The 13,955-nt window shown below is 70.4% G+C and carries 14 protein-coding genes; 5 read left to right on the top strand and 9 right to left on the bottom strand.

All coding sequences use genetic code 11. The features are described from left to right. Positions 1-72 precede the first annotated feature (72 nt). The 4 genes from ACIRA5_RS11725 to afsQ1 all read right to left on the bottom strand — a co-directional run bounded on the left by ACIRA5_RS11725 (position 73) and on the right by afsQ1 (position 3,646). Positions 73-624: a VanZ family protein gene (locus ACIRA5_RS11725; RefSeq protein ID WP_403689836.1), complete on the bottom strand. Its 552-nt coding sequence runs from the start codon at positions 622-624 to the stop codon at positions 73-75. Between the two features lie 141 nt (positions 625-765). After that, positions 766-1,404 carry a hypothetical protein gene (locus ACIRA5_RS11720; protein WP_403689833.1) on the bottom strand — a complete coding sequence of 213 codons (639 nt, stop codon included), beginning with the start codon at positions 1,402-1,404 and terminating at the stop codon, positions 766-768. Continuing rightward, positions 1,401-3,071: an ATP-binding protein gene (locus tag ACIRA5_RS11715; RefSeq protein WP_403689830.1), complete on the bottom strand. Its 1,671-nt coding sequence runs from the start codon at positions 3,069-3,071 to the stop codon at positions 1,401-1,403. Before ACIRA5_RS11715 ends, ACIRA5_RS11720 begins: the two co-directional genes overlap by 4 nt. After that, positions 2,969-3,646, bottom strand: a complete 678-nt coding sequence (gene afsQ1, locus ACIRA5_RS11710; protein ID WP_352049150.1) for a two-component system response regulator AfsQ1 — start codon at positions 3,644-3,646, stop codon at positions 2,969-2,971. The genes ACIRA5_RS11715 and afsQ1 overlap by 103 nt, the downstream gene beginning before the upstream one ends. 309 nt (positions 3,647-3,955) lie before the next feature. Between afsQ1 and ACIRA5_RS11705 the strand changes: the two genes are divergently transcribed. Then, positions 3,956-4,708: a SigE family RNA polymerase sigma factor gene (locus ACIRA5_RS11705; protein WP_403689827.1), complete on the top strand. Its 753-nt coding sequence runs from the start codon at positions 3,956-3,958 to the stop codon at positions 4,706-4,708. A gap of 219 nt (positions 4,709-4,927) precedes the next feature. On the opposite strand, the gene ACIRA5_RS11700 is transcribed toward ACIRA5_RS11705, so the two are convergent. Beyond that, the gene (locus ACIRA5_RS11700; protein ID WP_403689825.1) at positions 4,928-5,554 is read right to left on the bottom strand and encodes a uridine kinase; all 627 of its coding nucleotides are present in this window, start codon (positions 5,552-5,554) and stop codon (positions 4,928-4,930) included. A gap of 221 nt (positions 5,555-5,775) precedes the next feature. Here ACIRA5_RS11700 and ACIRA5_RS11695 point away from each other — a divergent pair, with 221 nt between their 5' ends. After that, a complete protein-coding gene (locus tag ACIRA5_RS11695) occupies positions 5,776-6,192 on the top strand; it encodes a hypothetical protein (protein WP_403689822.1) in 417 nt (138 codons plus the stop codon). A gap of 37 nt (positions 6,193-6,229) precedes the next feature. Here the strand turns inward: ACIRA5_RS11695 and ACIRA5_RS11690 are convergent, their stop codons facing one another. The 3 genes from ACIRA5_RS11690 to deoC are packed head-to-tail and all read right to left on the bottom strand — an operon-like array spanning position 6,230 to position 9,535. Beyond that, positions 6,230-7,138, bottom strand: coding sequence for an aldehyde dehydrogenase family protein (locus ACIRA5_RS11690; protein WP_403689821.1), 909 nt, complete (start codon positions 7,136-7,138; stop codon positions 6,230-6,232). Continuing rightward, positions 7,131-8,579 (bottom strand): aldehyde dehydrogenase family protein, encoded by a 1,449-nt coding sequence (locus ACIRA5_RS11685; protein ID WP_099920961.1) that lies wholly within the window; start codon positions 8,577-8,579, stop codon positions 7,131-7,133. Before ACIRA5_RS11685 ends, ACIRA5_RS11690 begins: the two co-directional genes overlap by 8 nt. 5 nt (positions 8,580-8,584) lie before the next feature. Beyond that, a complete protein-coding gene (gene deoC, locus ACIRA5_RS11680) occupies positions 8,585-9,535 on the bottom strand; it encodes a deoxyribose-phosphate aldolase (protein ID WP_403689819.1) in 951 nt (316 codons plus the stop codon). 434 nt (positions 9,536-9,969) lie between these two features. On the opposite strand from deoC, the gene ACIRA5_RS11675 reads away from it, so the two are divergent. Then, positions 9,970-10,611: a PH domain-containing protein gene (locus ACIRA5_RS11675; protein ID WP_403689818.1), complete on the top strand. Its 642-nt coding sequence runs from the start codon at positions 9,970-9,972 to the stop codon at positions 10,609-10,611. Positions 10,612-11,059: 448 nt separating this feature from the next. Here the strand turns inward: ACIRA5_RS11675 and ACIRA5_RS11670 are convergent, their stop codons facing one another. After that, complete coding sequence (locus ACIRA5_RS11670; RefSeq protein ID WP_403689816.1) at positions 11,060-11,821, bottom strand: calcium-binding protein; 762 nt, start codon at positions 11,819-11,821, stop codon at positions 11,060-11,062. Between the two features lie 600 nt (positions 11,822-12,421). Between ACIRA5_RS11670 and ACIRA5_RS11665 the strand changes: the two genes are divergently transcribed. Together ACIRA5_RS11665 and pstC are read left to right on the top strand one after the other, a co-directional pair. Next, on the top strand, positions 12,422-12,703 hold the full coding sequence (locus ACIRA5_RS11665; RefSeq protein WP_403689815.1) for a hypothetical protein: 282 nt from the start codon (positions 12,422-12,424) through the stop codon (positions 12,701-12,703). Between the two features lie 233 nt (positions 12,704-12,936). Further along, on the top strand, positions 12,937-13,941 hold the full coding sequence (gene pstC / locus ACIRA5_RS11660; RefSeq protein ID WP_403689813.1) for a phosphate ABC transporter permease subunit PstC: 1,005 nt from the start codon (positions 12,937-12,939) through the stop codon (positions 13,939-13,941). Positions 13,942-13,955: the final 14 nt, after the last annotated feature.

Genomic DNA, 13,955 nt, shown 5'->3' with positions numbered 1-13,955 from the left:
TCGACGTCTTCTTCGAGGTCTCCGGCTTCGATGTCTTCAACGCTACGGTGACGAAGGGGGCGAAGCGTCGCTCTATGGGGCGATGCCGACCCTGGGAATCGTCGGGGTCCGACCCTGAGCCGTGTCCTCCCGGGGGAGGGCCGCGCGGCGCCGGGTCTCGGCCCGGCGGCGGAGCCCGACCCTGGCGGCCGGCACGATCGCGAGATGGGCCAGGGCGACGCCGACCGTGTTGAGCAGCAGGGAGTCGACGTCCACGACCTGGCCGGGAACGCCGGTCTGCAGCAGTTCGATGCCCATCGAGATCAGGGCGCCGGCGGCGACCGTGCGGACGAGGGAACCGAGCGGGGACGCCGTCAGCTTGCCGCCGGCCATGGGGAGCAGGACGCCGAGTGGGGCGAGCAGGCCGAGGCCCTCGCCCATCCGGCGGGCGGCTTCCGCCGGGCCCAGCACGAGATCGGCCCTGATGCCGGCGAACGGGCGGAGGTTGGCGGGGCTCACCCAGGGGACGTCCAGGGGACGCAGGGTGAGCCAGGCGACGAGCGCGAGATGTGCGACGAGGAGGAGAGCTCCTGTCGCACGGACGCGGGTCACGGCGCTGCCGCCGCCTTCGCCTTGACGTTGCACGACTCCCAAGACGCCGGGGTCGGCAGGATCGGTTCCGGGTTGTTGGTGAGCTTGGGGCTGAGGGGTGAGGGATGCGCCACACGTACGGTGCGGAGCGGGAACCGGCTCGGCGTCCAGGGGCCGTTCAGGCCGGCAAGACGGCTACGCGCCGCCGACCGCCGTGGACGGCGGGGACTTGGTGGTGGGGTTGGCGCGGACGTCGGTGGGGCACTCGTAGCTGCGCAACGGGGTGGCGTCGGGGCCGCCGAGGATGACCGAACCGTCGTCCTGCGCGGCGGCGGAGTCGGAGAAGGTGCAGATGATCTGGGCGAGGGCGGCGGAGGTCAGGTCCTGGGGAGGGGTGCTGAGGCGGAGCGCGTCCTCGGGGTCCTTGGGCCGAGGCCCGCTCACCGTCATCCCGCCCCGCACGTCGGTCGTGTAACCGGCCTGCTGCTCGGGCGTGGAGGGCGTCTCAGCGAGCTCGTCGAGGAGCCCCTGCGCCACCAGGACCCGCCGCGCCCGCTCCGCCGTACCGTCGGGAATCCGCACGGACCGGTCGACGGTCACCAGTTGCCCGGAGCAGATCAGGAAGACCTGGACCGGGACGCCACGGGAGGACTGGGTGGTGACGTCCTGGCCGGACAGCGCGCACGGGACCCGGGACGGCGCCGGGCCGAAGTCCGTCGGGACCTGGGTGGAGCGGATACCGCAGCCCGCGAGCAGGACGGTGAGGAGGGGGAGCGAGAGGAGGGCGAGAGGCGTCCGTCGGCGCCCGCCCCGGCCTCGTACCAAGGTCGTCATCCGGCGCTGCCCTCCATACCGTTCCCGTTCCGTCCGCGCTCGTCGTCGGCGAGCAGCTCCGACGCGTCCTGAGGGAGGCGGAGCGTGAAGACGGCGCCCCCCTTGGGCGCGTTGGCCGCGGTGATCTCGCCGCCGTGGATGTGCGCGTTCTCCAGGGCGATGGACAGGCCCAGACCGCTGCCCTCGGAGCGGGGGCGGGAGGCGCTCGCCTTGTAGAAGCGGTCGAAGACGTGCGGGAGGACGTCCTCGGGGATGCCGGGCCCGTGGTCCTGGACCTCGATGAGAAGGTCGTCGGCCTCTTCCCGGACCGAGACACGGACCGGACTGCCGCCGTGCTTGAGCGCGTTGCCGATGAGGTTCGCGAGGATCACGTCCAGGCGGCGCGGGTCGAGGCGCGCCATGATGCCGCGCTCGGCGTCCAGGTCGACGGCGTCCAACCAGGCGCGCGCGTCTATGCACGCGGTGATCTGGTCGGCGATGTCCACGTAGTCGAGGACCAACCGGGCGGTGCCCGCGTCGAAGCGGGTGACCTCCATGAGGTTCTCGACGAGGTCGTTGAGGCGGCGGGTCTCGCTGACGACCAGCCGGACGGCCGGTTCGATCATCGGGTCGACACTGCCGGTCTCCGCGTCGAGTTCCTCTTCCAGGATCTCCGTCACGGCGGTGATCGCGGTGAGCGGCGTACGGAGTTCGTGGGACATGTCCGCCACGAAGCGGCGGGACGCCTCCTCGCGGGCGCTCATGTCGTCCACGCGCTTCTCGAGGGACTCCGCGGTGTGGTTGAACGTACGGGAGAGGTCGGCGAGTTCGTCCGTACCCGAGACGCGCAGCCGGGTGTCGAGCTTGCCCTCGCCCAGACGGCGGGCCGCGATGCCGAGGCGGTGCACGGGCTTGAGGACCGTCGTCGCGGCGGCCTGCGCGAGCAGTGCCGAGCCGATCAGGGCCAGGCCGGTCGCGATGCCCAGTGACCAGGCCAGCGAGTTGAGGTCCTTGGCCTCGGGCTCCAGGGACTTGAGCATGTAGCCGGTCGTCGTCCCGCCGATCACCTTCGCGCCGCCCACCAGGTACGGCTTGTCGTGGTCGGTGATGCGCTGCCAGTACAGGTGATAGGCCGACTTGTTGTTCGAAGAGAGCGACTGCTCCTTGTTCACGGCCTTCTGGAGGGACTTGGGTACGTCGTCCAGCGTGAAGGTGTCCAGCGCGGAGTTGCCGATGACCGTCTTGCCGGTGCCGTCCTGGGCGACGAGGAGGACGCTGAAGCGCTGGCTGCTGTTGGCCATCTGGCCCGCCGTGCGCTGCAGTTCGTCCTGTGCCGGGTGCACCGGCAGCATGCTCGCGTGGTTGCGCATCTCCTGCTGGAAGTCGCGCAGCACCGCGTCCTGCGTACGCGTCAGCACCGCCTCGCGGTTGAGCCAGTACGCGATGCCCGACGCCGAGACGGCGGCCGTGAGCGCGACGAGTCCGAACACCACGACCAGCCGCAGTCTCAGGCTCGTGAAGCGCAGCCCCGCCAGGATCGCCCGGCGCGCCGCGGCCCAGCCGCGGAGCTCGTCGTGCGGTGGGGTCACTGAGGAGTGTCCAGTCGGTAGCCGACTCCGCGGACCGTACGGATCAGGGCGGGCGAGGACGGAACGTCCTCGATCTTCGCGCGCAACCGCTGGACACACGCGTCCACCAGCCGCGAGTCGCCCAGGTAGTCGTGCTCCCACACCAGTCGCAGCAACTGCTGGCGGGACAGCGCCTGTCCGGGCCGGCGGCTCAGCTCCAGGAGCAGCCGCAGTTCGGTGGGCGTCAGCTGCAGATCCTCGCCGTTCTTGGTGACCGTCATGGCCGCACGGTCGATGACGAGGGAGCCGAACGTCGCCGAGTCGTTGGCCTCGCGCTCCCCGCGCCGCAGCACGGCCCTGATACGGGCGTCGAGCACCCGCCCCTGCACGGGCTTGACGACATAGTCGTCGGCGCCGGACTCGAGTCCGACCACGACGTCGATGTCGTCGCTGCGCGCGGTCAGCAGAATGATCGGCAGCTGGTCCGTGCGCCGGATGCGCCGGCACACCTCGAATCCGTCGATGCCGGGCAGCATCACGTCCAGCACGATCAGATCCGGCCGCTGCTCACGCAACAGTTTCAGACCGTCCTCGCCGGTGGCAGCGGTGGCCACCCGGTGTCCCTGGCGCGTCAAAGAGAGCTCCAGGGCCGTCCGGATGGCGTCGTCGTCCTCGATCAGCAACAGGGAAGGCACGAACGTCATTCTGGCCCATGGCGAGGGACTCTTTCGACAGTTGGAGCGCTCCCACCCATCTCTCGCACAGAACGGGGCGCCCGAAGGCCATCCGCGTAGCCGTACCGCTCTCCTCTGTGACCGCGCTGTGATCGTCCCGTGACGCGCCTGGGGAGGGGCCCTGTGACAGGTCTGTGACAGTCGGCGGACACGGCCATGAAGTGGCCCGGGCAAGCTTTTCGACACAAGCAAGAGAGCACGACGGCAAGACAGCGGCACAGCACGACGGAACGAACCGAAGAACCGGAACTCCACGACGGGGGGCGCGAGATGAACACGCTGCACAGCACCAGCACTAGCGCAGTTGTCACGCGGCTCCACGACGTCAGGGGTTCGGAGAAGTCCGGTGCCGTGAGCGGGCGGGGGTGCGCTCGCGGCACCGGGCGTCAGCACACCACGTACATGACGGTGGTTGACGCCTTCACGGGGGAGAACGGCGGTAACGGGGGAGCTCACGGGGGAGCCGCGTACAGGGAGGCCACGGGGGAACGTCGCTCGGTGTCGGAGGCGGAGTTCACCGCCTACGTCCAGGAGCGCCGCGCCTCCCTGTACGCAACCGCCTACCACCTGACCGGGGACCGCTTCGAGGCCGAGGACCTGCTGCAGAGCGCGCTGTTCTCGACGTACCGGGCCTGGGACCGGATCAGTGACAAGGCCGCGGTCGGGGGCTACCTCCGCCGCACCATGACCAATCTGCACATCAGCGCGTGGCGCCGCCGCAAGCTGAACGAGTACCCGACCGAGGAACTGCCGGAGACCGCCGGTGACACGGACGCGATGCGCGGCACCGAGCTGCGCGCCGTGCTGTGGCAGGCGCTGGCCCGGCTGCCCGAACTCCAGCGCACCATGCTGGTCCTTCGTTACTACGAGGGCCGCACGGACCCGGAGATCGCGGAGATCCTCGACATCAGTGTCGGCACGGTGAAGTCGAGCATCTGGCGGTCGCTGCGCCGGATGCGTGAGGACGATGTCCTCAGCTTCGGCCGTGACGAGGAGGAGTCCTTCGGGGAGCTCGTCGCCTGAAGGTCTGTGGGGGAGCAGGCAACCGGTAGTACCGGTTGGTACGGGGGAGCAGTACCGGGGGGAAAACCAACGGGGTCGGGGGACCCCTGAGGAGCACGGGGGAGCACGGGGGAAACGAGAAAAGGTCCGGGCGGACGGGGGGTTCGCCTGGGCCTCTTTTCGTGTGGTGGCCCCTTTCGGTGAGTGGCCTCTTCGCGCGTCTTCGCGCAGGGCCCCCGACTACGCCGGTGTCGTGCAGCGCCCGGCGGCCGCCGCGGCCAGTCGGCCCAGGGCCTCGGCCTTGTCGCAGGGGTGGGCGCCCAGCGCGCTCTGCCGGGCCACGATCGAACGTTCGGTGCGCATCAGGCGCCAGCCACGACGCAGCAGGAACGGGACCGACTTGCGGCCCTCCCGCAGATCCCGCAGGAAGCGGCGGCGGAACGTGGTCAGCGGGCCGCGCGACAGACACAGCGCGTCGGCCAGCATCCCCAGCTCCCGGCAGCGCTCGACGATCTCGGCGGCGAAGATGCCCTCCGCGATGAACAGCGGCGTCCGCTCGATGTGCAGCGCCTCCGCGCCGGTACGGGCGCTCTGCGCGATGTCGTAGACGGGGACGGTCGTACGTCCCGTACGGCACAGCTCCTCGATCGCCGCGACCGCGATGTCAGCGTCCCACGACTGCGGATGGTCCCAGTCGATGTCGGAGCTGCCCTCGACCTGGGGGAGCGTCGGGTCGGTGGCCTCTTTGTAGAAGTCGTCGAGGCGGAGCACGGGAAGTCCGGAGTCGGCCGCGAGAAGGGACTTTCCAGAGCCGGAGGGGCCGCAGAGCAGCACCACACGGGTGGGTATCGGAGGATGGGAACCCAATTCTCTGTACCTTCTGTGACTCGGCCGGGCCACGCCGCGCTTCGGCAGGCCTCCGGAACATTATCCCGAAGGATTATCGCGGTTACGTCCGTATGTCTGTTGACCCGCACAGGGGAATCCGCCGCCATCGCCGCACGGAACGGCACCCGGGTCAACTACTCTGCGTGCGAGTCCCGTTGCTCTCCGCTCGCATTCGTTACGTTCACCGAAGAGGACATCCGATGGCGCGACACGCACACCAGCAGACCCCCCCGGCCCGGACCACCGCGCGCATCGCCGTCGCGCTCGGGGTGGTCGCCGCCGGTGCGGCCGCCGCCGCGAGTCCGGCCGTCGCGGACACGGCTCCCGCCGTGGATCTGATGCGCACCCAGCCCACCTCGCTGGGCAACCTCGACCCGCAGTCGGGTCTGAGGGCCGTGACCGGCGCGGTGGGATATGTCACCGGTCCGGTCGCGGGCCTCAAGCCCAACCCGCTCGCCGGCACGGGGGTCGACCCGCTCGACAACGGGGTGGGCGCCCAGCTCGCGGACTTCAAGCCGCTGGCCTCGCAGGCCCTGACGGGGCCGATGGCGCAGGCGCCGTCGGTGGGGAGCGTGCCGGTGGTGGGGCGGGCGTTGGGGTTGCTGGGGGGTGCGTGAGCTTCCCCGTGCCCCGGGACGGGGCACGGGGAACCACTCAGTAGGACGAGCCGGAGGCGCCGAGCGCGCCCGTCGGGTGCCAGACCGTCTTCGTCTCCAGGAAGGCCGTCAGGCGCTCGATGCCGGGCGTCCGTGAATAATCCACAGCCTGTGGACGGACGACCCGCTTCAGGTTGTCGGCCGCGGCGATCTCCAGCTCCTTCGCCAGTACGTCGTCCGCGCCCGCGAGGTCGATCGCGTTGACGTCCTGGTGCGCGGCGAGGGGAGCGGCGATCTCCGCCGCCTTGCCGGAGAGGACGTTGACGACGCCGCCCGGCAGGTCGGACGTGGCCAGCACCTCGCCCAGTGACAGCGCCGGGAGCGGGGACTTCTCGCTCGCGATCACGATCACCGTGTTGCCGGTCGCGATCACCGGGGCGATCACCGAGACCAGGCCCAGGAAGGACGACTCCTGGGGCGCGAGGACGGTGACGACGCCCGTCGGCTCCGGGGTGGACAGGTTGAAGAAGGGACCCGCGACCGGGTTGCCGCCGCCCACCACCTGGGCGATCTTGTCGGTCCAGCCCGCGTACCAGACCCAGCGGTCGATCGCCGCGTCGACGACCGCGGCAGCCTTGGACTTCGACAGGCCCTCCGCGTCGGCGACCTCACGGACGAACTGGTCCTTGCGGCCCTCCAGCATCTCGGCGACGCGGTAGAGGATCTGACCGCGGTTGTACGCCGTCGCACCGGACCAGCCGCCGAACGCCTTACGGGCGGCGACCACCGCGTCACGGGCGTCCTTGCGGGAGGAGAGGGGCGCGTTGGCCAGCCACTTGCCCTTGGAGTCCGTCACCTCGTACACCCGGCCGCTCTCGGAACGCGGGAACTTCCCGCCCACGTACAGCTTGTAGGTCTTGAAGACGCTCAGTCGCTGCTGCTCGGTCTTGTCGGTCTTCTCAGACATCGAGGTACGCCTCCAGGCCGTGGCGACCGCCCTCGCGGCCGAAGCCCGACTCCTTGTAACCGCCGAACGGCGAGGTCGGGTCGAACTTGTTGAACGTGTTGGACCAGATGACGCCCGCGCGCAGCTTGCTCGCGACGGCGAGGATCCGGGAGCCCTTCTCGGTCCAGATGCCGGCGGAGAGGCCGTACTGGGAGTTGTTGGCCTTGGCGACGGCCTCGTCGGGGGTCCGGAAGGTGAGGACGGACAGGACAGGGCCGAAGATCTCGTCGCGCGCGATGGTGTGCGCCTGGGTGACGTTCGTGAAGAGCGTCGGGGCGAACCAGTAGCCGGAGGAGGGGAGTTCACAGGCCGGGGACCAGCGCTCGGCGCCCTCGGCCTCGCCCTGCTCGACGAGCGAGGTGATACGGGACAGCTGCTCGGCGGAGTTGATCGCGCCGATGTCCGTGTTCTTGTCCAGGGGGTCGCCGAGGCGGAGGGTGGACAGGCGGCGCTTGAGCGAGTCCAGCAGCTCGTCGTGGATCGACTCCTGGACGAGGAGACGGGAGCCCGCGCAGCAGACCTGGCCCTGGTTGAAGAAGATGCCGGTGACGACGCCCTCGACGGCCTGGTCGATGGGGGCGTCGTCGAAGACGATGTTCGCGCCCTTGCCGCCGAGTTCGAGGGTGACCTTCTTGTCCGTGCCCGCGACCTGGCGGGCGATCGCCTTGCCGACGGCGGTGGAGCCGGTGAAGGCCACCTTGTTCACGTCGGGGTGCTCGACGAGCGCGGCGCCCGCGTCGCCGTATCCCGGAAGGATGTTGACGACGCCCTTGGGCAGGCCCGCCTGGCGGCAGATGTCCGCGAAGAACAGGGCGGACAGGGGGGTCGTCTCGGCGGGCTTGAGGACGACGGTGTTACCGGTCGCCAGCGCCGGGGCGATCTTCCACGCCAGCATCAGGAGGGGGAAGTTCCAGGGGATGACCTGGCCCGCGACGCCCAGGGGGCGGGGGTTCGCGCCGAAGCCGGCGTGGTCGAGCTTGTCGGCCCAGCCCGCGTAGTAGAAGAAGTGCGCGGCGACCAGGGGGAGGTCGGCGTCGCGGGTCTCCTTGATCGGCTTGCCGTTGTCGAGGGTCTCCAGGACGGCGAGCTCGCGGCTGCGCTCCTGGATGATCCGGGCGATGCGGAAGAGGTACTTGGCGCGCTCGGAGCCCGGCAGGGCCGACCACTTCTCGAAGGCCCTGCGGGCGGCCTTCACGGCGCGGTCCACGTCCTCCGCGCCCGCCTGGGCGACCTCGGACAGGACCTCTTCGGTGGAGGGGGAGACGGTCTTGAAGACCTTGCCGTCCGCCGCCTCGGTGAACTCGCCGTCGATGAACAGACCGTAGGAGGGTGCGATGTCGACGACGGAGCGTGACTCGGGCGCCGGTGCGTACTCGAAAGCGGATGCGGATGCGGATGCCATGGTGATCAGTCCACCGTCACGTAGTCGGGGCCGGAGTAGCGGCCGGTGGCCAGCTTCTGACGCTGCATCAGCAGGTCGTTCAGGAGCGAGGACGCGCCGAAGCGGAACCAGTGGTTGTCCAGCCAGTCCGCGCCCGCGGTCTCGTTCACCAGGACCAGGAACTTGACGGCGTCCTTGGTGGTGCGGATGCCGCCGGCGGGCTTCACGCCGACCTGGACGCCGGTCTGGGCGCGGAAGTCGCGGACCGCCTCCAGCATCAGGAGGGTGTTCGCCGGGGTCGCGTTGACGGCGACCTTGCCGGTCGAGGTCTTGATGAAGTCCGCGCCCGCCAGCATGCCGAGCCAGCTCGCGCGGCGGATGTTGTCGTACGTCGAGAGCTCGCCGGTCTCGAAGATGACCTTCAGGCGGGCGCTGGTCCCGCAGGCCTCCTTCACGGCGGTGATCTCGTCGTACACCTTCATGTACTTGCCCGCGAGGAACGCCCCGCGGTCGATGACCATGTCGATCTCGTCGGCGCCGGCGGCGACGGCGTCGCGTACGTCGGCGAGCTTCACGTCGAGGGCCGCGCGGCCGGCCGGGAAGGCGGTGGCGACCGAGGCGACCTTCACGCCGGAGCCGGCGACGGCGTCCTTGGCGGTGGCCACCATGTCGGGGTACACGCAGACGGCCGCGGTGGTGGGCGTCGTACGGTCCGTGGGGTCGGGGTGGACCGCCTTGGCGCCGAGCGCCCGGACCTTGCCGGGGGTGTCCGCGCCTTCCAGCGTCGTCAGGTCGACCATCGAGATGGCGAGGTCGATGGCGTACGCCTTCGCGGTCGTCTTGATGGAACGGGTGCCGAGCGAGGCGGCGCGCGCCTCCAGGCCGACCGTGTCGACGCCGGGGAGCCCGTGGAGGAAGCGGCGCAGCGTGCTGTCCGACGCGGTTACGTCGCCGAGTGCGGGTGCAGTGGTGGGCATGGTCACGAGCTGAGCATATCTACGCGCGTAGCGGCTGTACAGCCCCGGGGGTGGGTGTGGGGGAGCGCACGCCGGGCGGTTTCCGCCGGAGGGCTCGCTCTCGAACGCCGGGGGCGCTGAGGCATTTGGGGGCGCGGGGAACCGCGCGACCGGCCCCCACTCGCCCGCAGCCGGGCGACCAGGAGTGGCCGGGGATTCGGGGCGCAGCCCCGCCCGGGTGCGGGGACCGTGCGATCGGTTCCCGTCGACCTGTGGGCAAGGCACTCGGACCGGACGGGGTTCGGGGCGCGGCCTCGTCTCCAGGGGCGCGGGGAACTGCGCGATCAGCCCTCCTCCACCCGCGGACGAACGAATCCCCGCCCGCCCGTGGTGACGCGGCGGCGTGGGGCGGGGGTGACGGAAGTGTTCAGGGGGCGTCGGGCAGAATCGGAGGCATGACGACCCCGGATGACCAGCCACCCGTGCCGGACGCCTCGCGACCCGAGTCGCAGGACCGGATCTACCGGTCCCACGCCGGTATCGCGGGCGGCGTACTGCTGCTCGCCATCACGGGCTGGCTCGGCATCGACGCGCTGGTCTCCGGTCACGGCCGCACCCCCTGGCTGGCACTCGCCGCGCTGATCCTCCTGGTCCCGCTGGTGGCCGCCTTCACCCTGCGCCCCGCCGTCTACGCCAACGAGGACCGGCTGCGTGTCCGTAACCCGTTCCGTGTCGTCGTGCTGCCCTGGAGCAAGGTCGCCTCACTGCGCTCCGGGTACTCCAACGAGGTGGTCGACGCCGAGGGCAACAAGTTCCAGCTCTGGGCGATCCCCGTCTCCCTGCGCGCCCGCAAGGCCGCGGCCCGACGGCAGGCGCGCAACGCCGCCGCGGACAGCAGCGGGCGTACCTCCTCGGTGGCGAGCGGGCCCACCCGTTCGCACTCCGACCAGGTCATGGACGACCTGCGCGAACTCGCCGAGGCCCGGGCGGCCACGGAGGGCGCGCAGGGCGAGGTGAGCGTGCGGTGGGCGTACGAGGTCATGGGTCCCGCGCTCGCGGGGGCCGTGGTCCTGGCGATCCTGCTGGCGGTGGGGTGACGCCAGGGCGGTGCGGCGGCGGACCGGTGTCCGTCGTTGCGCAGGGCGGACCCTGACTCGTCGCCCCGTTCGGCGTCAGGCCGGCCCGTGTTCCGGGTCCCGTTCGGCATCAGGCTGCCCGTGCTCCGGCCCCCGCACGTGGTCAGGCCGTCCGCGGTCCCGGTCCCGTACGCCGTCAAGCCGTCCGCGTTCCGGCCCCCGCACGCCGTCATGCCCCCCGCGCCCCCGGTTCCGTACGCGGTCAGGCCGCTCGTGCCCCGGTTCCGTACGCGGTCAGGCCGCCCGCGCCCCGGTCCCGTACGCCGTCATGCTGCTCGTGCCCCCGGTTCCGTACGCGAACAGGCCGTCCGCGGTCCCGGTTCCGGTTCTGCACACCGTCAGGCCTCCCGCCCCCGGTCCCGTACGGCGCCGGGCCGCCCGTGAGGGGCCCGGCGCCGCTTGCTCGGGGTCAGCGCACCACGTCGACGAAGGTGCCCGGCGACACCGCGGCCGCGGTGTCGGCCGTGGCGGCGTAGGACCAGCGGTAGGAGCCGTCGGTGTAGGCGCGGACGGTGGTGGAGAGGGCGCCGCCGGCCGCGGTCGGCACGGTCTTGAGTGTGCAGTACGTGCTGCTGCCCTTCGGGCGGAACTGCAGGCTCACGGGCCGGCCGGCCTCGGCGCCGACGGACGTGCCGGTCGCCCAGTCCGCGTTGCGCACGCCGCCGGTGACGGTGAGGACGCGGCCCCACTTCACCGGCTTGGGGGTGGCGTCGACGGTCACCTGGCTGTCGCGCAGCACGCTGACGGTGGCGGCGCTGTCCAGGAACACGGCGTCGCTGTCGGGAGCGATCGCGTAGGCGCTGAGGTGCCAGTCGCCGGCCAGCGAGTTGTTGGCCGGGGCGGTGCCGGGGGTCAGGGTGAAGGTCAGGGTGCAGGTGGTCGTGGTGGCGACCGTCGGGCCGCAGGCCGCCGTCGAGGCCACGGTGTTGTCCGGGGTGCCGAAGGGGCCGTGGTAGAGCGTGGCGTTGACCTGCTGGAGACCGGACGGGTCGGTCGCGGTGATCTCGGCGGTGACGGTTCTCGCGCCGCTGCCGACGACGACGGGGTTGCCGTCGTTGACGACCACGCCGGTGATGTCGGTGTCACCGAACCTCTCGTCCGCGTGCGCGGCCGGAACGGTGAGGGCGGACAGGGCGACGACGCCACACGCAGCGGCGACAGCTGAACTCATACGCATGCGAATTCCCCAATGTGAATGCCGCGGCCTGTCAATTTCACACCGGCAGGCCCGAATTGACGTGTGCAGCGTACTCGGTGCCATGGGATTTCGGAACGTTTGTATGAGGGCCGAGTGAAGTCGCTGATTTCCTGCCGAAGGGAATGCGCGCGAATATCGAGTGTGCCGTTTCCGTGGAAAGCCGAAGGGGAAATTCGGTTCAAATTTCAGCGGACCTGGAGGCCACCTACGTGTACCGCCCCTCTTCGTGGCGGGCCGGGAGGGCGGGCGCCCCGGGGGCGGCACCCCGCCGACGCGTCGGGGAATTCGCCCACTCTTGAGGTGACCTGTTGGTCAACTGCATGAACGAGGGGCAACCTTCGCGTGAAATGTGTTTCACGTGTGGATCAAGTTTCTCTTTAGTCTCACTAATCTGCGTGTGCCGCATGACCGACGAATCCGCGTCGACTCATGCGGCTTCCTGATATGGGGATACAGGAGTGGGGATGGATGGCGGCAAGAATGGGGGGCGCGGCCGTACCGGGCACGCGCTGCCAAATAGACATAGGTGCAGACGGCACTTACTCGTGGCGGCTCACTGCCACGAACGGGCGGGTGATCGCCGTGGCCGCGAGGACGTACCGGAACTACGGCGAGTGCCGTGCGGCGTTCGAGCGCTTGTGTGCCGACATCGGGAAATTACCCGGCGCGGTGCACCACACCGCGGAAGGCAGTGGATGGGTCTGGCGGCTGCGTGACGGCACCGGCGGCACCGTGGCCGTGTCCTCGCGTGCCTACGAGCGGCACTCGACGTGCCAGGCCGCCTATGAACGTTTCCGGGCTCTTCTGGCCGAGCTCGGGTCGGGTGGGGTGATTCCGTGGGACGACGCCGAGTGAGGGGACGACGCCGAGCGACGGGACGACCCCGGGCGAGCGGACGGGGCTGACGGCTCGACCAAGCAGGTGAGGGGCTGGGGTGCGCCACAAGAGCGCACCCCAGCCCCTCACGCGTTCTTCTGTCGCCGCGTTCACGTCAACATCGGAAGTTGCCCCTCGGGGGCGTCTCGTTCACGTTCGTGTGCGCGTGCGTCCATCACGCGTCAGGAGTGTCGTCCCATGTGACAACGCGAATGTTTGAGCGAGCTGTGGCCCCGGCGGACGACCCGCCGAGACGCCTGCACCCCGATCGGGGGCTGCCCGACCGCGTGTTCAGGGGCGTCCTGCGCGGCGGCGGCGGGCTGGTCCTCGCGATCATGCTGCTGGTCGGCGGCTTCCTGACGTACCGGGCCTGGCAGGCGCTGTCGGTCGCGAAGTGGGACTTCGTCACCACCGAGGCGTGGGAGCCCGAAGGCGGGCACTTCGGCATCGCGGCCGTGCTCGTCGGAACGGTGCTGATCGCCATGGTCGCCATCGTGTTCGCCGTACCGCTGGCACTCGGCACCGCGCTCTACATCTCCGAGTACGCGCCGCCGCGGATGCGCCAGACCCTCATCAGCGTCGTGGACCTGATGGCGGCCGTGCCGTCGGTCGTCTACGGCCTGTGGGGCCTGTTCTTCTTCCAGGGGCACGTGGTCACGGTGTCCCGCTGGATCTCGACCTACTTCGGCTGGATCCCCCTTTTCAAGGTCGACGGCGCCGATCCGAAGGACCCCCTGGCCACCGCGACGGTCTACACCTCCTCCACCTTCATCGCGGGCATGGTCGTGTCCCTGATGGTCGCGCCGATCATCTGCTCGGTGGTGCGGGAGGTCTTCTCGCAGGCTCCGGTCGGCGAGCGGGAGGGCGCGTACGCGCTCGGCGCCAACCGCTGGGGCATGATCCGCAGCGTCGTCCTGCCCTTCGGCAAGGGCGGCATGATCGGCGGCACCATGCTGGGCCTGGGCCGGGCACTCGGCGAGACCATCGCCGTGTACCTGATCATCTCGCCGGTGTTCGTGATCCAGCCGCACATCCTGCAGAACGGCACCAGCTCGGTCTCGTCCCTGATCGCCCTGCGCTACGGCGAGGCGAGCCCTATGGGCATGTCGGCGCTGATGGCCGCAGGCCTCGCGCTCTTCCTGATGACCCTCGTGGTCAACTTCGCCGCTTCGTCGATCGTCGCCCGCAGCCGTTCCGGCGCGACGAGCGACTCCTGAGGAGACCGAGCCCG

The organism is Streptomyces sp. NPDC096311 (assembly GCF_044763085.1).
Classification (GTDB): Bacteria; Actinomycetota; Actinomycetes; order Streptomycetales; family Streptomycetaceae; genus Streptomyces.
Note: the sequence above shows the minus strand (reverse complement) of the source record. Positions and strands in the feature narration are given on the sequence as shown.

Excerpts from the sequence above, each read along its gene's own strand:
- ACIRA5_RS11705 (WP_403689827.1), top strand. The coding sequence starts at position 3,956 with ATGAACACGCTGCACAGCACCAGCACTAGCGCAGTTGTCACGCGGCTC.
- ACIRA5_RS11670 (WP_403689816.1), bottom strand. The coding sequence starts at position 11,821 with ATGAGTTCAGCTGTCGCCGCTGCGTGTGGCGTCGTCGCCCTGTCCGCC.
- deoC (WP_403689819.1), bottom strand. The coding sequence starts at position 9,535 with ATGCCCACCACTGCACCCGCACTCGGCGACGTAACCGCGTCGGACAGC.
- pstC (WP_403689813.1), top strand. The coding sequence starts at position 12,937 with ATGTTTGAGCGAGCTGTGGCCCCGGCGGACGACCCGCCGAGACGCCTG.
- ACIRA5_RS11720 (WP_403689833.1), bottom strand. The coding sequence starts at position 1,404 with ATGACGACCTTGGTACGAGGCCGGGGCGGGCGCCGACGGACGCCTCTC.
- ACIRA5_RS11695 (WP_403689822.1), top strand. The coding sequence starts at position 5,776 with ATGGCGCGACACGCACACCAGCAGACCCCCCCGGCCCGGACCACCGCG.
- ACIRA5_RS11675 (WP_403689818.1), top strand. The coding sequence starts at position 9,970 with ATGACGACCCCGGATGACCAGCCACCCGTGCCGGACGCCTCGCGACCC.
- ACIRA5_RS11690 (WP_403689821.1), bottom strand. The coding sequence starts at position 7,138 with ATGTCTGAGAAGACCGACAAGACCGAGCAGCAGCGACTGAGCGTCTTC.
- ACIRA5_RS11685 (WP_099920961.1), bottom strand. The coding sequence starts at position 8,579 with ATGGCATCCGCATCCGCATCCGCTTTCGAGTACGCACCGGCGCCCGAG.